21 protein-coding genes are annotated in these 21,022 nt (G+C 69.1%); 7 read left to right on the top strand and 14 right to left on the bottom strand.

The features are described 5' to 3' along the window. Window positions 1-4 precede the first annotated feature (4 nt). From GY812_01310 to GY812_01290, 5 genes are all read right to left on the bottom strand, one after another. Window positions 5-1,534 carry a HAMP domain-containing histidine kinase gene (locus GY812_01310; GenBank protein MCP4434123.1) on the bottom strand — a complete coding sequence of 510 codons (1,530 nt, stop codon included), beginning with the start codon at window positions 1,532-1,534 and terminating at the stop codon, window positions 5-7. Continuing rightward, the gene (locus GY812_01305; GenBank protein MCP4434122.1) at window positions 1,527-2,201 is read right to left on the bottom strand and encodes a response regulator transcription factor; all 675 of its coding nucleotides are present in this window, start codon (window positions 2,199-2,201) and stop codon (window positions 1,527-1,529) included. Before GY812_01305 ends, GY812_01310 begins: the two co-directional genes overlap by 8 nt. Before the next feature lie 389 nt (window positions 2,202-2,590). Further along, window positions 2,591-4,348 (bottom strand): DNA polymerase Y family protein, encoded by a 1,758-nt coding sequence (locus GY812_01300; protein MCP4434121.1) that lies wholly within the window; start codon window positions 4,346-4,348, stop codon window positions 2,591-2,593. Next, window positions 4,345-5,151 (bottom strand): hypothetical protein, encoded by an 807-nt coding sequence (locus GY812_01295; GenBank protein ID MCP4434120.1) that lies wholly within the window; start codon window positions 5,149-5,151, stop codon window positions 4,345-4,347. The genes GY812_01300 and GY812_01295 overlap by 4 nt, the downstream gene beginning before the upstream one ends. A 69-nt stretch (window positions 5,152-5,220) precedes the next feature. Further along, on the bottom strand, window positions 5,221-5,553 hold the full coding sequence (locus GY812_01290) for a hypothetical protein (protein MCP4434119.1): 333 nt from the start codon (window positions 5,551-5,553) through the stop codon (window positions 5,221-5,223). A gap of 158 nt (window positions 5,554-5,711) precedes the next feature. On the opposite strand from GY812_01290, the gene GY812_01285 reads away from it, so the two are divergent. Then, window positions 5,712-6,224, top strand: coding sequence for a globin (locus GY812_01285; GenBank protein ID MCP4434118.1), 513 nt, complete (start codon window positions 5,712-5,714; stop codon window positions 6,222-6,224). 267 nt (window positions 6,225-6,491) lie between these two features. Here the strand turns inward: GY812_01285 and GY812_01280 are convergent, their stop codons facing one another. Beyond that, on the bottom strand, window positions 6,492-6,905 hold the full coding sequence (locus GY812_01280; GenBank protein MCP4434117.1) for a hypothetical protein: 414 nt from the start codon (window positions 6,903-6,905) through the stop codon (window positions 6,492-6,494). 96 nt (window positions 6,906-7,001) lie between these two features. Here GY812_01280 and GY812_01275 point away from each other — a divergent pair, with 96 nt between their 5' ends. Next, window positions 7,002-8,285: an acyl-CoA dehydrogenase gene (locus tag GY812_01275; GenBank protein MCP4434116.1), complete on the top strand. Its 1,284-nt coding sequence runs from the start codon at window positions 7,002-7,004 to the stop codon at window positions 8,283-8,285. Window positions 8,286-8,344: 59 nt separating this feature from the next. Here the strand turns inward: GY812_01275 and GY812_01270 are convergent, their stop codons facing one another. Together GY812_01270 and GY812_01265 are read right to left on the bottom strand one after the other, a co-directional pair. Further along, the gene (locus tag GY812_01270; protein ID MCP4434115.1) at window positions 8,345-9,010 is read right to left on the bottom strand and encodes a cyclase family protein; all 666 of its coding nucleotides are present in this window, start codon (window positions 9,008-9,010) and stop codon (window positions 8,345-8,347) included. Between the two features lie 19 nt (window positions 9,011-9,029). After that, window positions 9,030-9,749: a ribonuclease HII gene (locus tag GY812_01265; protein MCP4434114.1), complete on the bottom strand. Its 720-nt coding sequence runs from the start codon at window positions 9,747-9,749 to the stop codon at window positions 9,030-9,032. A gap of 147 nt (window positions 9,750-9,896) precedes the next feature. On the opposite strand from GY812_01265, the gene GY812_01260 reads away from it, so the two are divergent. After that, complete coding sequence (locus tag GY812_01260; protein MCP4434113.1) at window positions 9,897-10,121, top strand: hypothetical protein; 225 nt, start codon at window positions 9,897-9,899, stop codon at window positions 10,119-10,121. Window positions 10,122-10,170: 49 nt separating this feature from the next. Beyond that, window positions 10,171-11,442: a cytochrome P450 gene (locus GY812_01255; protein ID MCP4434112.1), complete on the top strand. Its 1,272-nt coding sequence runs from the start codon at window positions 10,171-10,173 to the stop codon at window positions 11,440-11,442. Window positions 11,443-11,573: 131 nt separating this feature from the next. Here the strand turns inward: GY812_01255 and GY812_01250 are convergent, their stop codons facing one another. The 3 genes from GY812_01250 to GY812_01240 all read right to left on the bottom strand — a co-directional run bounded on the left by GY812_01250 (window position 11,574) and on the right by GY812_01240 (window position 15,413). Beyond that, window positions 11,574-12,218, bottom strand: a complete 645-nt coding sequence (locus GY812_01250; GenBank protein MCP4434111.1) for a M15 family metallopeptidase — start codon at window positions 12,216-12,218, stop codon at window positions 11,574-11,576. Between the two features lie 152 nt (window positions 12,219-12,370). Next, window positions 12,371-14,323, bottom strand: a complete 1,953-nt coding sequence (locus GY812_01245) for a hypothetical protein (GenBank protein MCP4434110.1) — start codon at window positions 14,321-14,323, stop codon at window positions 12,371-12,373. Window positions 14,324-14,393: 70 nt separating this feature from the next. Then, on the bottom strand, window positions 14,394-15,413 hold the full coding sequence (locus tag GY812_01240) for an NAD(P)H-dependent glycerol-3-phosphate dehydrogenase (protein ID MCP4434109.1): 1,020 nt from the start codon (window positions 15,411-15,413) through the stop codon (window positions 14,394-14,396). 156 nt (window positions 15,414-15,569) lie between these two features. On the opposite strand from GY812_01240, the gene cofC reads away from it, so the two are divergent. Together cofC and GY812_01230 are read left to right on the top strand one after the other, a co-directional pair. Then, window positions 15,570-16,208 (top strand): 2-phospho-L-lactate guanylyltransferase, encoded by a 639-nt coding sequence (gene cofC, locus GY812_01235; GenBank protein ID MCP4434108.1) that lies wholly within the window; start codon window positions 15,570-15,572, stop codon window positions 16,206-16,208. 2 nt (window positions 16,209-16,210) lie between these two features. Then, window positions 16,211-16,996 carry a PIG-L family deacetylase gene (locus tag GY812_01230; GenBank protein ID MCP4434107.1) on the top strand — a complete coding sequence of 262 codons (786 nt, stop codon included), beginning with the start codon at window positions 16,211-16,213 and terminating at the stop codon, window positions 16,994-16,996. Between the two features lie 47 nt (window positions 16,997-17,043). Here the strand turns inward: GY812_01230 and GY812_01225 are convergent, their stop codons facing one another. The 3 genes from GY812_01225 to GY812_01215 form a co-directional block, all read right to left on the bottom strand. After that, a complete protein-coding gene (locus tag GY812_01225) occupies window positions 17,044-17,904 on the bottom strand; it encodes a hypothetical protein (GenBank protein ID MCP4434106.1) in 861 nt (286 codons plus the stop codon). Between the two features lies 1 nt (window position 17,905). Next, entirely contained in the window at window positions 17,906-19,645 is a 1,740-nt protein-coding gene (locus GY812_01220; GenBank protein MCP4434105.1) for a methionine--tRNA ligase, read from the bottom strand. 117 nt (window positions 19,646-19,762) lie between these two features. Then, complete coding sequence (locus tag GY812_01215; protein MCP4434104.1) at window positions 19,763-20,221, bottom strand: HIT family protein; 459 nt, start codon at window positions 20,219-20,221, stop codon at window positions 19,763-19,765. A 78-nt stretch (window positions 20,222-20,299) separates the two neighbouring features. Here GY812_01215 and GY812_01210 point away from each other — a divergent pair, with 78 nt between their 5' ends. Next, window positions 20,300-20,983, top strand: a complete 684-nt coding sequence (locus GY812_01210) for a hypothetical protein (protein ID MCP4434103.1) — start codon at window positions 20,300-20,302, stop codon at window positions 20,981-20,983. The last annotated feature ends 39 nt before the right edge of the window (window positions 20,984-21,022 follow it).

Here is a 21,022-nt window from a genome sequence, read left to right as displayed (position 1 = left end):
AGCGCTAGGACTCCTGGCGCCCGGAGTTGTCCGCGCTGCCCGGTGAGCCCGTACGCACGCCATCGGCGTCAACGCCATCCGCGGCGGGCGTCCAACCGGCCGAAGGCAGCGACACGACGAACACCGCACCGCCACCCGGTGCGTCCTCCACATGGATCCGTCCGCCGTGGGCCTCGACGATCCTCTTGCTGAGCGCGAGGCCGAGTCCCGCGCCACCGCGGTCGCGGGTGCGGCCCTCCTCGAGGCGGGCGAAGCGCTCGAAGATGCGCTCGCGATCAGACGGGACCACGCCTTCGCCATTGTCGCCGACCCGCAGCGCCACCCAGGGCCCCTCCTCACGCAGGCTTATGCACACCTCTGACGAGGCATGGCGTGCGGCGTTGTCGGTGAGGTTGCGCACCACGCTCGTCAGCTCGCCCACGTTGCCCCAGACCCGGCCCGCCGACACGGCTGACACGTCTACAGACTTGCCGGTCAGCCGTCTCGCCTGGGCCAGCACGAGGTCTTCCAGGTCGACCTCAGTGCGCGGCCCGCGGCGGCCCTCCTCGAGTCGTGCCATGGCGAGCAGGTTGCCGACCAGGTGGTCGAGCCGGTCATCTTCTGCGAGCACCACTTCGGCCACCTGGGGCCAGTCCACGTCGTCCGGGTAGCGCAGCGCCGTCTCGAGCTGCGCGCGAATGGAGGCAACGGGTGAGCGGAGCTCGTGGGATGCATCCGAAACGAACTGGCGCTGGGCGGCGGATGACCGCTCGAGGCGTTCGAGCATCTCGTTCATGGTCTCGGCCAACTCCGCGATCTCGTCGCCGCTGGGCGGCACCGGCACGCGGGCATCGAGGGTGGTGGCGCTCAACTCGCGCACCCGACGGGTCATGGCGGCCACAGGTGCGAGCGTGCGACCCACACCCACCCAGGTCATGGCACCGGCCGCGAGCACCAGCAGCGGAAGGCCGAGCACAAGCGCACCGGTGAGCGCCCTCACCGAACGGTCGATGGCGTCGCGGGGGGTCACGGCGTGCAACGCCAGCGGGCCGATGTTGCTGCTCAGGTCGCGCGTCACTTCTACGTAGCCGCCCCGGATGTCCTCCGGCAGGCCGCTGCGGCCGAACAGCATGATCCGGCCGGCTTCGTCACGCACCTGGCGGGACTCGAGTTCCGCCAGGGCAGCGCCGTCGAGGAAGAAGAAGGTCGACGTCAGCACGTTGTCGAACTCGTCCTGGCCCGCGGTCAGCCTGCGCTGGAACTCCGTTTCACTGGCCAGCAGCTCCGAGGGCAACCTGCCTTCACCCAGCAACTCCGCCATCGAGTTGAGCGCGGCCTCGTTGCGCTGGCGCACGTCGTTGACCATCGTGGCCTCGACCCACCTGACCAACAGGAGCGCGCCCAGCAACAACGCCACGCCCACGACGGCCATCACGATCAGCGTCAGGCGCCAACGGACCGACTTGCCCAGGCGGCTGACCAGCGACGTCGGTTCGGCGTCGTCGGCCCCGTCGGACAGACCGGCGACATGGTCCGGAGAGGCGGCTTCAGCCACCCGTCTCCTCTCCGATTCGGTAGCCGACCCCGCGGACGGTCTCGATGTCGTTGCGCTCAAAGGGCCGGTCGATCTTGCGGCGCAGGTAGCCGACGTACACCTCCACGACATTGGGATCGCCGTCGAAGTCGTCTCCCCAGACCTTCTCGAGCAGGTCCTGCTTGTCGACGGTCTTGCCAGGCTTGCGCATGAGGGCCTCGAGCAGCTCGTACTCACGGGTCGTGAGGGCGATCTCGGTGTCGCCCCTGCGACATGTGCGTGGCAGCGGGTCGAGCACCAGGTCGCCGACCACCATCGGCTGGGCCTTGGCATCGCTCGAGCGCCGCAGCAGGGCGTTGAGCCGGGCGACCAGCACAACGAACGAGAACGGCTTGGACAGGAAGTCGTCGGCACCGGTGTCGAGTGCCTCCGCCTCGTCGTACTCGCCGGACTTGGCGGTGAGCATGAGGATCGGCGTGGTGATCCCCTCACCGCGCAGGTTGCGGCAGACCTTGTAGCCGTTCATCCCCGGCAACATGATGTCGAGCACGATCGCATCGATGTCGTCGGCACGACCCCGCTCGAGGCCCTGCATGCCGTCGTGCACGACTTCCACCCGGAAGCCCTCCTGCTGGAGGCCACGCTGGATGCCGTCCGCGAGTGCGACCTCGTCCTCCACCACCAGCACCAGTGGGTCTCTGGGCCCGGGGGCATCGGTCTGGGTCTCTTCGGAAGTGGGGTCGTCAGGCACGTTTCCTCCTGCTGTGGTGCACGCTACGTCGCGGCGGCTGTCACAGCTTCTCAGGATTGTGCCCCCGAATCAGTGATCGCGCACGCCATGAGCGACCCACCGCCGCCGCGCAGCAATGCTCCTGGGACGACCAGCGCCATGTTCCCTGCGGGCCGATGGAGACGCAGAGGCGGTGTACGGCCCCAAACGCCGGTCGCGGCGGTGCCGCTGCCCGGCGGTTCAGAGGCTGATCGACCGCTCAGCAACACCATCGAAGCGCGCGGTCCGATGGTTTGCCGGAAACTGCGCGCGTGCTTGATGCGTGCGCTGGCCGCAGGCAGGCGCTGCTAGTCGTAGGTGGCCTCGAGCCACCACCGTCCCGACTCCAGGGTGAGCAGGTGGGCGGTGGAGGGCGCCGGCTCACCCCCACCCGTGATGTCACCCGCACCACCGGGGTCGGCGACGGTCGGTAGACCCTCGACCAGGACCTGCAGTCGTGCCCGTCGGCGGTGCGCCACCGGGTCCCACCAACGTTCGTCGATACACCACGGGCCGGCCCATGCCTTCACGTCGGCACGCGGCCCACCGTCGAGAGCGCAGCTTGCAGGTGGGGCCGAGATGAGGCCACGGCCGTTGACCCCGACCAAGCGACCTTCGCCGTCGAGCACTTCGGCTGCCACGGGCGAGGGCCAGACCACTGCAGGGGAGGGCGCCGGAAGCGCACCGGGCCACGGGCGGTCGTCGCGGCCCGGTCGTGCATCGAGGTCGACCGTCTCGAGGGGTACCGGGCGATACCGCTCACCGGGGGCCCGACCGCCCTTCCATTCAGGTACCACCACGGCCTCGGGACCCAGCATCGCCTGCACCCTTGCCAGTGACTTCAGCGCCCTCTCCCCCGACTCGGAGCTCCCACCCCAGAAGCCGAGCTGCAGGCCGTCATCGGGAACCACCTGTTCGGGCACCAGCTCTATGCGGCTCACACCACCCCGACAGCGCCCCAAACCCCGCCCTGTGGAAAGCCAGCCGTCGAGCTGCCAACGCGCCCGTTGTGCCACCGCGGCCGCCGACAAAGTGCCCTCGTGGCGCCAGAGGCGTTCGATCCGGTCACCCACTTCGGTCTCTGCGACTACCAGCACGCGGCTGCAGGCCAGCCCACGGCCCGAAAGCTCCGCGTGCATGTCGTCGGCCAGCACCTTGGCCACGAATGCTGCACGGTCGACCGCCTCCGCCGGCGGGTCGACGACCGCCGACACGCGCAGGTCGGCCGGCAGGTCGGCCAGCACCACATGACCCTTCTCCATTCCGCGGGCGAAGTCGTGAGCAGTAGCTCCAACTGTGCCGAAGCGAGCGAGGACATCGGTGGGCTCGATGGCGGCGAAGCGGCCAAGGGAACCCAGGCCCAGGCGCCGCAGCACGTCGGCGAGTTCACCGAGTTGGTCGCTTGCACCCCAACCGGGGCCCCCGGCCATGATCCAGGCCACGGGCAGCCCTGAGAGGGCTTCTGCGGTGTCGCCGGGGGCCACGACACAGATGCCCCGGCGCCCGGCACGTCCGACGCTTGCCCTCTCGGCCAACACAGCTGCGGCGCGCGGACCATCGGCCACCCCAACGCCGATCGCCGGAAACAGCGAAGCCCCGGTGTCCACACAGGAGTCGAAGACTTCCGCGAGTGCACCGCGGACCACTTCGTGCACCCTTGCGGCCAGACGACGGTCACCTCCGTGGTACCGGGAGGGCCCAACCGCCGGCACAGCCACCCTGCCCGCCTCGCTCACCTCCCAGCGCGGAGCGATCGTGTCGAGTGCCCCCAGCACCGCTTCGAAGGCCCGGGCGTCGCGGGTCTCGTCGGCCTCGAATACCTCCAGGTTCGGGCAACGCGCCTGGGCCTCCCGGCGGCGAAGCCCCACCGAGACTCCTTCGTTGCGCGCTGACGCCGATACAGACACCGCACGGTTGGCATGAAACACACCAACAGGCACCCGCGCCGGGCGCCCTGTGGCCACCGCCTGCCAGTCGGCGCAGCAGACCGCAACCGTGCGGACCGCTCCAGCACCGACAGCACCTGCAACCTCACCTCGTTCGGCACCGCCCGAGGGGTCGCTCATCCCGCCTGCCCCAACGACACGACAGGCCCGTCCTCCAGACGGCGCACCACGGCCCCGTCGGTTTCAGGGCGGCCGTGTGAGTCGATCAGCACCTCCTCGATGCGGGGGCGGCTCAGCTCTCCGCGCCCCTCCACGAGAACCTCCAGGCGCCGCTTGTCGAGACGGCCCCAGCCCTGACCCAGCCCATGCCACCTGCAACGACGAACCATCATGGCGACGTCACGGGTGGGCCATTGACGTCGACGCCTCGGCGCGCCGAGGGCTGTGTGTTCGCCACAGACAGCCATGAGCACCGACTCGCGCTCTCGTGCACGGGACCTCAACTGGCGAAGCTCCGCCTGCGTTGGCACCACCTCCGGCCCGCACATCACGACATCGAAGGAATCGAGAAGCGCGGCCACGACCTTGGCCCACTGCTGCTTCGGGGTGCGCACCGCCACCAGGCGCTCCACCGGCAGGCCCACTTCCTCTGCCGCCTCCCACCCCAACTGTCCGAAGCCGACACAGGCCACCCATGAACCCGCGTTGCAGGGTCCGGATGCCAGCGCCAGGGCAAGGGTGGTGGCACCGCCTCCCCCGCCCACCACGACACAGCTGCCGCGCACCAGACCGCCTCGGGGAAGCAGGTGCTCGGTGGCCGCAGTGAGGGGCAGCAGCCGCTGCTCGGCCAGGTTGATGGGCCTCAACCGCTCGATCAGCTCACGATCGATGCCACGCCGCAGGAGGTTGTCGGTGGGTGAATCCCCAGCGGAGGGGAGGCCGTACAGGTTCGACGGGGTCGCTGGGGCGGGGCCGGGTGACATTCAGCCAGTATCGAACACTTGTTCGATACTGGCAAGGGGCTGGTCGCAGGGATGGGAAGCCTGCCGCCGTCAGTCTTCGTCGGTCTCGAAGTCCGCCGGTGTCGGCACCGGCACGCCCGGCCGGTAGTAGGTGTAGAGGTCAGCGATGATCTCCGAGATGCCATCGGCGTCGTGGCCGCGGGCCAACTCGACCGTGATCACGTTGCCGTTGATGTGCACACGGTCGATGCCGCCGCGCTCGAACAGCCGCCTGGCCACCACGTCGGGGGGTCGTTCGCCGAAGATCTCCTCGCCGGCGGCGTAGTTCTCATGGCCCGTGCCCGTGAGGGCCCGGTTGGTCTCGAAGCGCACGACACCAGCACGGGAGGCGGGCTTCTCGAGGACGGTCACGGGTTGTCCCATAGCGGACAGATCCTACCCGGCCCGCGGACAGCTACGGAATTGCCACACAGCTTCTGTTGGTGCTGGATCACGCCAGGCGTGATCCAGCACCAACAGAACCAGCTGGGCGGATTCAGCGAGGTGGGCGGATTCAGCAGGGCGACCACCGCGGGGGCACCATGGGGGTTGTGAACGACGAAGCGCCGCGCAGCAACATCCCGGTAACCGCACGCACCCCACAGGATGGCCCCCCGACCGCCGCCGGCACGGACGGGTCCGACCCCGAGCACCGCGTGACGGTGTTCGAGGCCGTTGGCGGTCAGGCGTTCTTCGACCAGTTGGTCGAACGCTTCTACGCTCTGGTGGCAGACGACGACGTGCTGCTTGCGCTCTACCCCGAACAGCAGGACCTCGGGCCAGCCCGGGAACGCCTGGCCCTGTTCCTCGGCCAGTACTGGGGAGGCCCGCAGACCTACTCCGAGCGGCGCGGTCACCCGCGCCTACGGATGCGCCACGTCCCCTTCGCCATCGGAACCGCCGAGCGCGACCACTGGCTGGCCGCGATGAGTGAGGCACTCGAGGCCACGATGCCGCAGACGCCGCTCGACGACGACCTGCAGGCCGAGCTGCACTTGCGCATGTCGGAGTACTTCGAGATGGCTGCCACCCACCTGGTCAACCAGGAGAACTGACGTACGGGCCGGGACCCGGCGCCCACCCGACCGGGTCGGACCGGCAGGGTCCGGCCGGTAGTCCGCAGACCCGGCAGCATCGGAACCGGCTCGAGGCGCGAACGGCCAAAAAATTGAAAGGTCGCCTCGCATCGGACCCCATCAGTACCGATGTGAGGCGACCCCTCGAACCAAGCCGTCCAAATGGGAGAGGAAGGGTGGATGGGAGGACGACATGCTCCACAGCAAAGCTGCACCGATCATCATGCCTCATCTCAAGGGCGATTATTAGGCGCCCGGAGAGATTTCTTCTGAGTCCGTTGCAGGTACACCGAGATGTGCCCACATCCACAAACCGGCTGAAACGACGCCCAGTGCGACGTGCACGATGATGAACGGAGCATCGTGGTCAGAGGCGAACGCGATGTCCACGATCCGTACCGCCCAGACCGCCGATGCCCAAGCGAAATTGGCGAACACCAACCGCCTCAGCCACTTGCCGGCGCCACGGTCGCGGTCCAGCCATGTCAACACTGCAGCCGCCAGGGCCAGGCCCAGGAACGACGCGCTCAGCGCCAGCACACCCCACAGCGCCGCCCCTTGCAGTTCATCGTCCGCCAGGGCATTGCGGATCCGGCCGATCCAGACGAAGCCGGTCCAGAGCACTGCGGCCACGATCGGAGTCAGCTGTCGCGTGCGCACGCCCCAGACCGTACCGACTAACTTGACCGAACAGTCAAGACACACCGCGGGACCGCAGGTACCGCCAGCCCCAGGGCACAGATTCCGGACAGGACCATGACCGACACCAGCGCCACGATCTCCATGGACGACTTCACCGCGGAGGCCACGAAGTTCCTCGACGACAACGCCGAGAAGCGCCCACCGCAAAGGGACTTCCAGTGGGGTGAGGGCTCCGACGACGTCGCCGTGTTCGATGAGAAGGACCGCGACGCCGAGGCGATCGAGGCCGAGGCGGCAAAGGAGTGGAGGCGCAAGCGCTTCGACGCAGGGCTGGGCTGGATACAGGGTCCGAAGGACTTCGGCGGCAGGGAGCTGCCTGCCGCGTACGACCGTGCCTACGCCGCGATCGAAGCGGGCTACATCACGCCCAACATGGGCGTGTTCGCGATCAGCCTCGGCATGGTGGCGCCCACGATCCTGGCCCACGCCACAGACGAGGTGAAGGACCTCTACCTGCGCGACCTCTACCGGGGTGACCAGGTGGGCTGCCAGCTGTTCTCCGAGCCGGGCTCGGGTTCGGACCTCGCCTCGATCTCCACCAAGGCCATGCGAGACGGCGACGAGTGGGTTCTCACAGGCCAGAAGGTGTGGACCTCCTCCGCACACCTCTCCGAGATCGGTGAGGTGATCTGCCGCACCGACCCCGACCTGCCCAAGCACCGCGGCATGACCGCGTTCGTGGTGAACATGAAGGACCCGGCGGTCACGATCCGCCCGCTGCGCCAGATGACCGGTGGCTCCAACTTCAACGAGGTGTTCTTCGATGAGGTGCGGGTGCACGACAGCCACCGTCTCGGCGACGTCAACGGCGGCTGGACCGTGGCGCTCACCACCCTGATGAACGAACGGGCCTCGATCGGAGCGGGCGGATCAGGCGGCGGTGCCGGACTGTTCACGCCCGGCCGCATCCACGCGATGCTCGAGCACTTCGGCCTGGCCGACGATGTCGTGGCCCGCGACGAGATCACCCGCATCTACACGTCGTTCATGGTCGCCAAGTGGAACAACCAGCGAGCCCTCGACAAGATCAAGGCCGGTGGTCTGCCCGGCCCCGAACTGTCCACCGCGAAGCTCGCGCTCACCAACAACCTCAAGGCCTACGCCGACTGGGTCTCGCGCGTGCTCGGCCCGCGCATCACCGCCGACACCGGCGAGTGGGGCACGTTCTCGTTCTCCAAGATGCTCACCGGCGTTCCGGGCATGCGTGTGGCCGGCGGCACCGACGAGGTGATGCGGAACATCGTCTCCGAGCAGGTGCTCGGGTTGCCCAAGGGCCCGGGCGTCGACAAGAACACGCCGTTCAAGGACATCATGGTCGGCACCCAGCGCTCCGACTGAACCTGCCGGCACACCGATCCGCCATGGTCTCTCCTCCGCCGCCGCCATCAGGCGGTTCGTCAGGCGGTGGGCACGGTTGCGTAGGCGCGCACGGTGAAGGTGCCGATCCCCTCGATCTTGGGCGGCACGGCTGTGAAGGTGAACCCGTCCGCCGGCAACCCGCCGAGGCCACGGAGGTGCTCGATGATCGGAATGCCGGCGCGCAAAAGCACCGTGTGCACAGGACGGCGCAGGTCGTCGGTGTTGTCGATGTTGAGCGAGTCGATGCCCACACAGGCGACGCCGGCAGCGACCAGCGCTTCCGCCGCACCCTCGGTGAGGTACGGCGCATCCACGGCATAGGCGTCGGTGGCGAAGTGCTGCGAATGGTCGGTGCGCACGAGTACTGCGTGCCCTTCCAGCCGGTCGGGTCCAACGCCTGCCAGGTCGACAGCGCGCTCTCCCCGGCCGTCGATGCACACCGCAGGCACCGCAGCGACGCGGTCGAGTGCGAGTTCGGCCACGTCGTGGCCGTCAGCGAACCGGTGGAACGGCACGTCGAGGTAGGTGCCCGTGTTCGTGCAGATCTCGACCACGCCGATGTAAAACGTCACGCCCGGTCCGTACGCCTCCTCGGCCGCCTCGCGCGACAGGTGCGTGGACACCCTCGGTTCGGGCAGGCCCGGATAGGTGACGAGCCCCTCGCTGATCGGATGGCTCAGGTCGATGTGCTGCTGTGACGCCATGGCGGCACCCTAAGGCCGACTACCAGGTCGGCCCCAGCAGGTTCAGCGCCACGGGTCCACAGTCACGCTCGTCGAACAGCTGCCCCTGCGCGGACACCGGATCCACGCGGGTGGCCAACCACGGCAGGTTGTCCATGAATGCCCACGAGTGGCGATGGATGGGCGTGGGGCCATATCCCTTGAGTGCGAGCTTGTGGCGCGGGCACGGGTAGCCCTTGTTGCGGTCGAAGTCGTAGGCGGGGTAGTCGCGGGACCGTGCCCGCATCATGCGGTCACGGCTCACCTTGGCCACGATCGAAGCCGCGGCGATCGACAGGCACTTCGCGTCGCCCTTCACGATCGTGTGGGTGTTGCCCCCGCCCACGAAGTCCCACGGACCATCGACCAGCACCTGGTCGGCAACGACACCGAGGGAATCGAGCGCCCTGCGAGCGGCCAGCCGCTGTGCTTCGGACATGCCGAGCTGGTCGCATTCATCGTGGTCGACGTGACCCACCCCGACCGCATCGCACCAGTCCTTCACGCGGTCGAAGAGCTGCTCGCGACGCGCTTCGCTCAGCTGCTTGGAGTCGCGCACCCCATAGACCCGGCGGTCCCTTGGCAGGACCACGGCCGCGATCGTGAGCGGTCCCGCCCATGCCCCCCGGCCGACTTCGTCAAGGCCCACGACCACGTCATGGCCTGCCTCCCACAACTCCCGCTCGAAGCTGAGCGTCGGCCCCCGGCGGCGACGTGGCATGGAACCGACCCTACCTGCGGGCGGTCAAGGCGACGGACCAACGGCGCCTATACGCACCGGGTGGTGCTGCGACGAAGACGCGTTGGGCCTCATTGCCCATCAAGGTCCGTCGACCGAGAACCCGACAGACGTGGCGGAGGAGATCACATGATCGACGAGACAGACCAGCACACCGCCCACGCCGCGGCTGACACCGACCGCTCGACCGGAGTGGGCACCGAGGTCGAGGTGAGAAGTGACTTCTCCGGCCGCTGGGTGCCTGGCTTCTCCGTGGCAGAGAGCAAGCCCGAGGGTCTGCGACTGCGCCGCAAGTCGGACCTGCACGTCCTCCCGGCCTGGTTCCCGACCGAACAGGTCAGGCCGCTGAGCTGACACGTCAACCCAGTCACGCGGCCATCGTCGCTGCTGGCAGACTTGGGCCATGACCGACACCTCGACCGCCGACGACCTGCTCGCGGAGGCGGTGCTGACCGACGAGGGGCGCCAGGACCCCTACCCCCTCTACGCACGCATGCGTTCCGAGTTCGGTCGATGGAGGAGCAGCTTCGGCTCAAGGGTGCTCACCCGCTACGACGACTGCCTCGAGGCCCTGCGCCACCCGAAGCTCGGTCGCCCCGAGAGCGACATGGAGTTCAACGGGACCCTGTCGGGGCGAGAGGAGCGACGCAACGACGAGGACTCCAACGTGATGTTGTTCCTCAACCCGCCGGACCACACCCGCATCCGGGGTCTGGTCGCCCGCGAATTCACCCCGCGCCGCATCGAAGCTCTGCGGCCGCGCCTCGCGCAGTTGATCGGCAACCGCGTCGAGCGCATGGCTGCGGCGGGCGGAGGTGACCTGATGGCAGAGATCGCGATGCCGTTCCCCGTCACGGTCATATCCGAACTGCTGGGGGTGCCGATGGCGGACAGCGAGCGGATCGCACCGCTGGTGCACCGCGGCACCTCCCTGATCGACGCCGCCGCCGACGACGACGCCATCGCCGCTGGAGAGGCGGCCACCAGCGAGCTCGCCGAGTACTTCGTGGACCTGGCGGCACGAAAGCGCGCCGAGCCCGACGACGCACTGTTCACTGCGTTGATCCAGGTCGAGGCCGAGGGTGAACGGCTGAGCGAGGAAGAGCTGATTGCCAACACGCTCCTGTTGTACGCGGCCGGCGTCGATACCACCTCGAACCTGATCGGCAACGGCCTGCGCCTGCTCATGGAGCACGCCGGGCAGATGGAACTGCTGCGCGCAGACCGTTCGCTCATGCCATCTGCGATCTGGGAGATGCTGCGTTACGACTCCCCGGTTCAGATGAACGTGCGCTCCGTGCTCAAGCCGGTCGAGTTGCTGGACGAGCAGCTGGTGCGCGGCGACCAGTTCGTGATCATGCAGGGTGCCGGCAACCACGACGAGTCGACCTACACCGACCCCGCCCGCTTCGACGTCACCCGCTTCTCCGGCGAGGACGGCACCGTGCCGACACCGCTGAGTTTCGGCTGGGGGGCGCACCACTGCCTGGGTGCCCACCTGGCGCGCGCCGAAGGCGAGATCATTTTCGGCGCCATGCTCGACGGGTTCGCGTCGGTGGAGCTCGACACTGCGGCGCTCGAGGCCGCCGGCAACACCACCGGGCGGCCGCACTACAGGCCGAGCTTCACCATCCGCGGCCTGGAGTCACTGCCAGTGACCGTCACCGCTGCCTGACCGCGCCACCCCACTGCTTCGCGCCACACGACTGCTCGCTGCTCGTCCAGTCACACAGCTGCCCCATCCGCGCCCACGAGTGCAGATGAAGGAACAGTCTCCTGGCGCGCCGGTGCGGCGCCGTGAACGGGCTAGTTACCTGAGGCGGAGAGGTGCTGGTAGTCCTTCGAGGACGACCAGCGGCCACCCCAGCCCCACCCGACATAGTCGGCAACCCGCACCGCGGGGGAACCGGCTACGAGCATGCCGGGACGCACAGAGGAGCGGTCGGTGAACGCAGCCCCGGCCGGAGGCTCGACGCCCCGCGACGATACCCACGGATTCTGTATCGGGTTGATGTCGATGGCCCTGCCCGTCGCGTGGTTGGACCAGCGCGTCGTGCCGGCCACATACCGGCAGTTGAAGGCAGAGGTGTTGTTGGCAGCCATCGATGCGTCGTCGTCGCCGCCGAAGTCGTCCACGAGGCGAAGCGATGCGATCGGGAAGTTCTCCTCCCACATCAGCCGGAACATCGCCACTGCCACGTCGACCGCGTCACGGTGCACCACCAGCTCGCCTGTGCGCTCGGCACCGCTGAAGTCCATGTACGACAGCTTCAGGTAGCGCAGCTCCGACAACGGCACCGGACAGCCCGGCCGCCATGAGGTCGGGGTCATGCGCGCCGCGAGCGCGGCGTCGATCGACGACACCGAGTGCGAGAACCGGTTGCGACGGCCGACCTCCTCCCAGAACTTCGTGGCGCCGGCGGCCGCCCTGCTCAGTTCTGGTTCCGCCATCGGCGGGTTGCCCTGCTGCACCCACCATTGCTGGAACTCCTCGGGAGTGCACGCCGTCAGTGCGATCGACAACACAGCCGCAACAGCGGAGAGCAGCACTACCGGTCCTTTGCGCCGTGGGGTTGCGGCGCGGCGGGCAGCGGTCGGCTGGGTCATGTGAATGATTGTCCCTCGCCAGGGGCGTCGGACGCGGTCGGCTCCTCGGCGGGCAACGGCTGCACGAGGAGCGCCTCGCCCGACCATTGCGTGGCGCTGAACGCTGGATCGACTCCGGGGGCACTGACCACCGGTGCGGTGCGGGTGGTCTCGGCGCCCGGAACCGAGGGGGTCACCTCCCACAGCAATGCCGGGCGACTGCCATGCCACCGCAGGGCGAACGAGACCTGGCCCCACGCGGTGCGCACGCCGTGGGCCTCGACTCCCTGGCCGGCCCACGCATCGGGGAACACCGCCAGGATCGCCGGCCCCTGCTGGGTGTCGGCGACAAGGGCGTCGAGCAGGGCCAGGCGGGTTTCCGCCAACTCGGCGACGTCGAACCCGCTGGTCGCGGTAGAGGGCTCCGCGTCAGCCACACCTGCCGTTCGCCGAGGCTGCACCCGCTCCGCGAGATGCTTCAGACCGGACGCGTCACCGGACCACCCGGCGTCGCGCTCGCTGCGGGCGTCACCGAATGTGCCCGTGCCCGCTCCGGTAACCGGCTGCAGGGCACCCTCGCCGGTGGCGTCCAGGTCGAGCCGTTGCGCCAGGGCGAGGGCATCGGCTGCCACCTCGGGCTGGCCGACCGCGGCCAGCCCCACCGCCACATGGCGCAACGCTGCCGCACATCGTCGAGGCCCCACCCCGCCGGCGTCGGCATGCCCGGACTTCCGCGTGCGCTTGTCGAGATGGCGCACCGCCTTGGCCACCGGACCCACGAAGTCATCAGCGAGGCCGGCTCCGTCGGGTCCGACGAGCATGGCCCCGGCGCTCCAGAGCAGGGCGGCGGTGGCGTCGCTTCCATCGGCAGGTTCCACCCGGCCCGAGAATCGCTGCGCCCGCACGAGTGCTCCCGCCACCGCGTTGGTGGCGTCGGCCGAGTCGATACCGGCCAGTGCCTCACAGATTGATCCGAGCCGTGGCCCCCAGCTCTGGCCGGCGGGCGGGGCGGCAGCCGGGTCGAGCGAGTCGGTCACCTCGGCGGGCCCCGCGATACGCAGCATCGGTGCGGACCACGACACGAAGTCGCCCCAGGCGTCGTAGGGAGCCACGATCCGGGGGTCGTGCTCGCCATGGGTGCCCCAACCGCTGGCCACGGACTCGAGCGGAGGAGCCGTCCACGGCGACGTTGGGGCTGTGCGGCCCTTGCGATCCGGTCCCGTGATCAGCAGGCGCACGGTGGCTGTGTGCGCGAGCGGGACGACGAGGGCCACTTCCAGGTCCGATCCCGTAGCCGCGGTCCACTCAGCGCCCGGGGCCACCTCGTTGTCCTCGCCGGCGGCAAGGGCCTTGGCGGCTTCACCACGAGAGCAGGCCACCGCCCTCGATGCGGGGCGGTCCAGCAGGACGGCCGGCACCCCATCGACCGAGACCACCGTGCCGCCGGGGTCGTCCAGGCTCACCTCGGCGAGGGAGCCGGGCCCATCCAGTTCCCATGCGGTGAGCACCAACGCGAGCGCCACCGGAACGGCACTGCGGTTCTCGATCTCCACCGAGATGGTGGGGCCCGAGAAGTCACCGGCGGTGGCGACCAGGCCGCCAACACGCTGCACGATGTCGCCACCCGGCACCCGAAGCGTCGTCTCCCTCACTGGTGAGGCGCCGTGGGGTCCGTGGCTGCGGTTGGCTTCCATCGACGGGTGGTGCCAACGGTCCTCGCAGCCGACCCACCAGTCGAACGACCACCGTCGTCCGGCCGGCTGCACACGCCCGGCTGGGTCGACCTCACCCAGCACCGGCGAGTCGACGGTGCCCAGTGGTGTTGTGGCCCGCCTCGGACCGTCATCGCCACCCAGCCGCACACCAAGCGGCACGGGTGGCACAGGTACGCGCCTGACCGGCACGCGAACCACCGACTCGCCGGTTTCGTCTGCAGCCGGTCCTGGCGGCGGGGGGCTCGCTTCAGCCATTCCGCGAGGCTACGCCAGCGCCCCTTGCGCGGCCCCAACGGCACAGGTCCGGTGCCGGCGCCGCAGCGTGCTAGCTGTCCCTGAAATGCAGGGTTGGATGCTCCACGCCGCCGTCCTGGCCGCGGATCAGCCCGCGGTAGGCGTCGACCGCAGTGGCCTCGCCCTGGCACACCGAGTGAACCTCGGCCGCGATCGGCATCTCGACGTTGTGCTCACGGGCGAGCTCCATCACCACCCGGGAAGTCTTGACCCCCTCGGCCACCATGTTCATCTCCTCGATGACCTCGTCGATGGTGCGGCCGCGGCCGAGCTGTTCCCCCACGAACCTGTTGCGGGACTGCTTCGACATGCATGTCGCCATCAGGTCGCCCATGCCGGCGAGGCCGGAGAACGTGGCGAACTGGCCTCCCATCGCCTCACCCAGGCGCGACATCTCCGCGAGGCCACGGGTGATGACCGCCGCCTTCGTGTTGTCACCGGCACCGAGGCCGTCGGCCATGCCCGCCGCGATCGCGATCACGTTCTTGAGCGCACCGGCCACCTCACAACCGGTGACGTCCGGGTTGACGTACACGCGGAACAGACGCTGGTGGAAGATGCTCTGCAGGTGTTGTGCCACCACGGGATCGGGAGTGGCGACCACCGCCGCCGCGGCGTCACCGGCGAGGATCTCCTTGGCCAGATTGGGCCCGGTGAGCACGGCTGCGGGATGGCCGGGCAGCACGTCGTGGATCACCTGGGTCATGCGCAGGCGGCTGCCCTGCTCGAGGCCCTTGGTGAGCGACAGCACCGGCACCCAGGCACGCACGTAGCGGGCGACTTGCTCGAGCGCCTCGCGAAACCCCTGCGACGGCACCCCCATGACGATCACGTCCGCGCCCCGCACGGCCTCTCGCAGGTCGTCGGTGGCCCACAGATCCGAGTGCAGCTGGAAGCCCGGGAGGTACCGGTTGTTGGTGTGGTGCTCGTTGATCTCCTGGGCCTGCTCGGAGCGTCGTGCCCACAGCACGGTCGGAACCGAGTGTGCCGCCAGGTGCGCGACAGTCGTTCCCCATGACCCACCACCGATGACCGCGACGCGAATGTGCATCGGCTCACCATAGGAGGCAGGCGCGCCGGCGGGCGGTCCAAAGCGCGAAGCGCAGCATCTCGGGAATCCGCCACCCCGCCGACGGGCCAGCCCCAGGGGCCCGCGGACCCGGGGCCGATGGGTGTGCAAACGGCGGCCGACCATATGATCCGGCACGTGAGCGACGCACAACATGCCCCCTCAGCCGTGCTGCTCGTGCCGGTGAAGGCGTTCGGCCGGGCCAAGGGCCGGCTCTCCTCCGCGCTCACCCCCTCACAGCGGGTCGGACTCGCCCGGGCGATGGCAGACGTGGTGATCGGTGCCGCCGGCAGCCTGGCGGTGACCGTGGTGTGCGACGACGACGAGGTTGCGGGCTGGGCCCGCCAACGTGGCGCTTCTGTGTGCTGGACACCCGGGCTCGACCTCAACGGTGCGCTCGGTGAAGCCCTCACGCAGGCGACCGAGGCCGGCACCGAGCGGGTCGTGATCGCGCATGCCGACCTGCCGTTTGCTTCCGGGCTGGCCGACCTCGCGGTGGTTGGTGAACGCGAGGTGGTGATCGCACCCGACCGTCATGGCGACGGCACCAACGTGTTGTCGATACCCACTGCGCAGCGGTTCAAGCTCGGCTACGGCCCCGGCTCGTTCGCGGTGCACTGCGCGCAGGCCAGGGATCTCGGCCTCGAGTTGGTGGAGCTGGCCGACCCCGCGCTCGGGTGGGACGTGGACGAGCCTGCCGACCTGGAGCCGCCCGCAGAACTTGGGACCTTGCCGCAACCCGCGCTGGCCGCGCCTCTCGTCGACGGAGACAACTGACCATGGTGCGCCCGGCCGCCGATTCGGGTGGCGACCAGCCGGTGGTCGGGGACCACGTTCCCGCGAGTGCCCTGGCGATCGTGGCCCACCCCGACGATGCCGAGTTCCAGTGTGGCGCCACCCTCGCGAAGTGGGCCCGCCAAGGATGTGAGGTACACCACCTGGTGCTCACGGACGGTTCGAAAGGCACCTGGGACGCCGAAGCCGACATCGAGGCCCTGGTCAGGCGCCGCCAGCAGGAGCAACGAGATGCCGCGGCTGCGCTCGGTGCGACCGGCGAGGTCGTCTTCCTCGGGCGCACCGATGGCGAACTCGTGGCTGATGTGGCCACCCGAGCCGAGGTGTCCGCCGTACTGCGCAGGCTCAGACCCGAAGCGGTGCTCGGACATGACCCGTGGCGCCGGTACCGCCTGCACCCCGACCACCGTGCTGCGGGCCAGTTGGCCGTCGACGGCATCGTGGCGGCACGCGACCCGTTCTTCCACCCCGAACAGCTCACCGGCCGCCTCGAGGTCCACCGGCCATCGTTGTTGCTGTTGTTCGAATCGGATGTCGTGGACCACCTCGAGGAAGTCGCAGCGGCCGACACCGCCGCGAAGCTGGCGGCGCTCGAAGCGCACGAGAGCCAGCTCGAGACAACCCACTTCTACCGCCTCGAGCCCGGCGAGGACCGTCATGGCGTGCTGGAGGCCTTCCGAGACCGCGAGCGCGCCCAGCTCGCCGACACGGGCGCACGCTTCGGGTGCGGCCCGGCCGAGTCCTTCCACCGCATCGTCGACCAGCTCTGACCGACAGCACCGCTGCCCACGGCGCCAGGAACGCTTCCGGGGCGGAATCAGCCGCCGGGAGCAGTGGTCGTCGTCAACGCCGGGTTGCCCGTGTCATCAAGCTGCGGTATCTGAACCGCCGGGTCGACTCCTTCGGGGGAGAACTCGGCGGGTGCGATGCGCAACAGCACCGATCGCTCCAGGTCGTCGAGGAACCCCTCCGGCGGTGGGGTGGCCGCGAGGTACTGGATGGCGATGATCACATCGCCGACCGCCATCATCGACCAGTCCTGCACCCCGTCGGGCGACTGGTAGCGACGGTCCACGTGGTCGGTGATCGGCGGGTCACGGTCGAGGTCCGACGAGTTGACCTTCACCTGATCGCCATTGACCTCGCGGAAGAAGGTCTCGCATTCCCCGAGCGTGTCGGCCACGTCGTCGACGTATTCCTCGGCGGCCTTCCACCGGTCGACCCGGAGGGCCTGGGAGATGATCCGCGCCCCGTTGGTCTCGTCCACCCAGACCGCAGCCTCCTTGGCCGACAACGGCGTGGGGGTCTCGATCACCTCGCCGCACACATCCGCGCCCAGAACACCGAATGACCCGAGCGTCTCGTCTCCCGGCTTCCAACCCGGGCCGAGGTCATCGGGGCTCACGAGCGCGTTGACCACGTCGATCGTGCCGGCGAGAGAGGACTGGTCGAGCGACACCGCGGCCGATGCTTCGTAGTCGACGTAGCGGAGCGGGTAGCCCAACGCGTAACCGATGGCCATGCCTGACACGCCGATGATCGCGGCGAGCAGGATCACCCGCGCCCCTTGAGCCCCGAGGCGTTTCGTGAACCGCACGAACACGTTGGGACGCTTGCGCGGCCGCAGGGGTTCCTGCGGTTCCTCGGGTTGTGCTGGTGGGGTGTCTGTGGTGGTCAACTCATCCGCCTGTGGCGCCTTGCTCGCCGCCGAACTGGTCCGCCCACTGCGTGAGCTGGTCATCGTCGAGCTTGGAGAACAACAGACCCGGCCCGGTGAAGGGGTCTCCGGCACCGACCGCGTCGCGGGCCGCGCCGGGAAGCGACGCGTCCAGCAACAGCTTCGCACCGCCGAGGCCCCCGAACGCGTCAAGCAACCGCCCGGACGCCTCCGGCACGAACGGAGCCGCAGCGACTGCGTCCACAAGGGCGACCTGAAGGGCATTGCGCAGCGTGCAGGCGGTGCGGTCGCGGTCGACCTTGACGGTCTTCCACGGTTCGCGCTGCTCGAGGTAGAGGTTGCCTTCGGCCCACAGAGCGCGAAGCGCCGCTGTGGCCCGGCGGAACTGCAAGGCGTCCATCGCCTCGGTGTACTCCCCCAGCCGATGCTCGACCCGCCTCCACAGCTCGGCTTCGGGTTCCTCGTCGTCGCCACCTGCGGGAACCTCGTCGCCGAAATGCCGGCTCACCTGGCTGGCGGTGCGGTTCACGAAGTTCCCGAACGTGCCCACGAGGTCCTTGTTGACCGCTTCACCGAACAGCTCCCAGGTGAAACTGGAGTCGTCGGACTCGGGGGCGTTGGCCATCAGGTACCAGCGCCAGCAGTCGGCCGGCACGAGGTCGAGGGCGTCGGACATGAACACGCCGCGGCCCTGGGAAGTGGAGAACTTGCCGCCGTAGTAGGTGAGCCAGTTGAAGGACTTGAGCCGGTCGACCAGGACCCAGTCCTCGGCCGAGCCGATGATCGTCGCCGGAAACGACAGCGTGTGGAACGGCACGTTGTCCTTGCCCATGAACTGGGTGTAGGTCACGTCTGCGGCGCCGGAGTCACGACGCCACCAGCGGTCGAATGCCGCATCCGGATCGTCGCCGCCGCGGCCGGCGTCGGCCCACTCGCGGGTGGCCGAGATGTAGCCGATCGGTGCGTCGAACCACACGTACCAGACCTTGCCGGCGGCCTCCGGGAAGTCATCGGGGTCGACAGGGATGCCCCAGGACAGGTCACGGGTGATGCCGCGGTCCTCGAGGCCCTCGTCGAGCCACTTGTAGGCGATCGAGCGGGTGAGCTGGGGCCAGCCCTCCTTGGAGTCGACCCAGGCCCGGATGCCTTCGGCCAGCTGCGACTGGGCCAGGAACACGTGTGCCGAGTCGCGGACCTCGAGTTCGGTGGATCCCGACACCGCAGAGCGCGGGTCGATCAGCTCGGTCGGCTCGAGCTGCTTGCCGCAGTTCTCGCACTGGTCGCCGCGAGCCCTTTCGTATCCACAGTTGGGGCAGGTGCCCTCGACGTAGCGGTCGGGCAGGAAACGCCCGTCGGCAAGCGAGTACACCTGCGCGGTGGTTCGGATGTCGGTGTATCCCTCGTCACGCAGCCGCCGCGCGAAGTGGGCGGTGAGCTCGTGGTTCTGCGGTGCCGAGGTGCGCCCGAACCAGTCCCACGAGAGGCCGAACCTCTCGCCGAGTTCGCGCTGGGTGTCGTGGTGGCGGGCGCAGTACTCGGCCACGTCCATGCCCTCGGAGAGGGCGCCCAGCTCGGCCGGTGTGCCGTGCTCGTCGGTGGCACAGATGGCGAGCACTTCATGACCCCCCGCCCGCAGGTACCGGGCGCTCACGTCTGCGGGCAGCATCGACCCGACGAGGTTGCCGAGGTGCTTCACGCCATTGATGTAGGGCAGTGCGCTGGTGATGAGGTGTCTTGCCATCAGGGGTTGCTGCCCGGTTCTTGCGGGCGTCGCGGCGGACAACGGACGGCCCGGGCGTTGGCTGCGATCGTACCGGCCAGCGTGACCCCTTCCCCGCACGCGTTCTTGGCACGGGTCTCAGCGCTGCGGCCGACCGCCCTGTCGACCCCGGCGCGTGGCGCCGAGGGTCGTTGCGATGGCCGCCGCCGTCCTCGCGGCAGAGTCGTCGGACTCGTAGCGGGTGCGTGGCCAGAAGAACCCTCGCAGGCCGTCGCCACGCGTGCGGGGAACCACGTGTGTGTGCAGGTGCGGCACCGACTGGGAAACGATGTTGTTCATCGCCACGAAGCTGCCGGTGCAGCCGAGCGCGGCCGGCAGCGCGGCCGAGATCCGCTGCACCTCTGCGAAGTATGCAGCTATGCGTTGGGTGGGCAGGTCCGCGAGCGTCTCGAAGTGCTCGTCGGGAACAACCAGCACATGGCCCTCGAACAGCGGCGAATGGTCGAGGAACGCCACCACGCCGTTGCCGCGGCAGACCTCGTGCGCCCGTGCCCCTCCGCTCACGATCGCGCAGAACGCGCAGTCGGCTTCGGCCATGGCCATCTCCTGGGGCTCCCAACGGTCGTGTGGGCGTTGTAGCCGGGTTGTGTCTCAGCCCCGTCCTACCATGCTCCCATGGACCTGTCCGGGTTGGTTACCCCAGCCAACTGCACCACGGCACCGCTGGTGGGATTCGACATCGAGACCGACACCGCCAGCGGTGGGCTCGACCCCGAGACGGCTGCGGTCGTGGCCACGGCTGTGTCCACCGACTCGTGCGACGAGGTGTTCACCGGCTACGAAGCCGAACTGCTTGCCAAGACCGATCACTTCCTGTCCACGATCCCGACCGGCTACCTGGTCACTTGGAACGGGTCCACCTTCGACCTGCCATTCGTGGCGAGGCGTGCGGAGCTCCTGGGCATCGACCTCGGCCTTGAGCTGAGCGACGATCCCAGCCGCGGGTCGCGTCATGAGCCCGACCGCCGCGCGGTGCGGGGGCGCTGGCACAACCTGGTGCAGCTCGACGGGTACGTGCTCTACCGCGCGGACGTGGGTCGCAGCCTGGGCCTGTCGTGCGGCCTCAAGCCGCTCGCCCGGTTGGTCGGGATGGACCCGGTCGAGCTGGACCGCGAGGCACTGCACCTCGCCTCGGCCGAGGAGGTCGACGCCTACGTGGCATCCGATGCGCGCACCGCCGCCGAACTCGTTCGCAGGCGGATGCCCGCTGCCGCCCTGGCCGCGGATCACATGCTGACCACAGTTCACCCCGCGTCCACCACAGGTACCGGAAACCCGCCACGCGCCGCGCGAGACTGAGCGCGATCGCGCTGGGTCGCGATCCAACCGACGGAGGAC

Source organism: Actinomycetes bacterium (genome assembly GCA_024222295.1).
Taxonomy (GTDB): Bacteria; Actinomycetota; Acidimicrobiia; order Acidimicrobiales; family Microtrichaceae; genus JAAEPF01.
This window is presented reverse-complemented; position numbering and strand designations above follow the sequence as displayed.

Bases quoted from the DNA above. Each gene is read 5' to 3' on its own strand.
- GY812_01300 (MCP4434121.1), bottom strand. From the start codon at position 4,348: ATGAGCGACCCCTCGGGCGGTGCCGAACGAGGTGAGGTTGCAGGTGCT.
- GY812_01295 (MCP4434120.1), bottom strand. From the start codon at position 5,151: ATGTCACCCGGCCCCGCCCCAGCGACCCCGTCGAACCTGTACGGCCTC.
- GY812_01290 (MCP4434119.1), bottom strand. From the start codon at position 5,553: ATGGGACAACCCGTGACCGTCCTCGAGAAGCCCGCCTCCCGTGCTGGT.
- GY812_01285 (MCP4434118.1), top strand. From the start codon at position 5,712: ATGGGGGTTGTGAACGACGAAGCGCCGCGCAGCAACATCCCGGTAACC.
- GY812_01275 (MCP4434116.1), top strand. From the start codon at position 7,002: ATGACCGACACCAGCGCCACGATCTCCATGGACGACTTCACCGCGGAG.
- GY812_01270 (MCP4434115.1), bottom strand. From the start codon at position 9,010: ATGGCGTCACAGCAGCACATCGACCTGAGCCATCCGATCAGCGAGGGG.
- GY812_01265 (MCP4434114.1), bottom strand. From the start codon at position 9,749: ATGCCACGTCGCCGCCGGGGGCCGACGCTCAGCTTCGAGCGGGAGTTG.
- GY812_01260 (MCP4434113.1), top strand. From the start codon at position 9,897: ATGATCGACGAGACAGACCAGCACACCGCCCACGCCGCGGCTGACACC.
- GY812_01255 (MCP4434112.1), top strand. From the start codon at position 10,171: ATGACCGACACCTCGACCGCCGACGACCTGCTCGCGGAGGCGGTGCTG.
- GY812_01250 (MCP4434111.1), bottom strand. From the start codon at position 12,218: ATGGCGGAACCAGAACTGAGCAGGGCGGCCGCCGGCGCCACGAAGTTC.
- GY812_01245 (MCP4434110.1), bottom strand. From the start codon at position 14,323: ATGGCTGAAGCGAGCCCCCCGCCGCCAGGACCGGCTGCAGACGAAACC.
- GY812_01240 (MCP4434109.1), bottom strand. From the start codon at position 15,413: ATGCACATTCGCGTCGCGGTCATCGGTGGTGGGTCATGGGGAACGACT.
- GY812_01230 (MCP4434107.1), top strand. From the start codon at position 16,211: ATGGTGCGCCCGGCCGCCGATTCGGGTGGCGACCAGCCGGTGGTCGGG.
- GY812_01220 (MCP4434105.1), bottom strand. From the start codon at position 19,645: ATGGCAAGACACCTCATCACCAGCGCACTGCCCTACATCAATGGCGTG.
- GY812_01215 (MCP4434104.1), bottom strand. From the start codon at position 20,221: ATGGCCGAAGCCGACTGCGCGTTCTGCGCGATCGTGAGCGGAGGGGCA.
- GY812_01210 (MCP4434103.1), top strand. From the start codon at position 20,300: ATGGACCTGTCCGGGTTGGTTACCCCAGCCAACTGCACCACGGCACCG.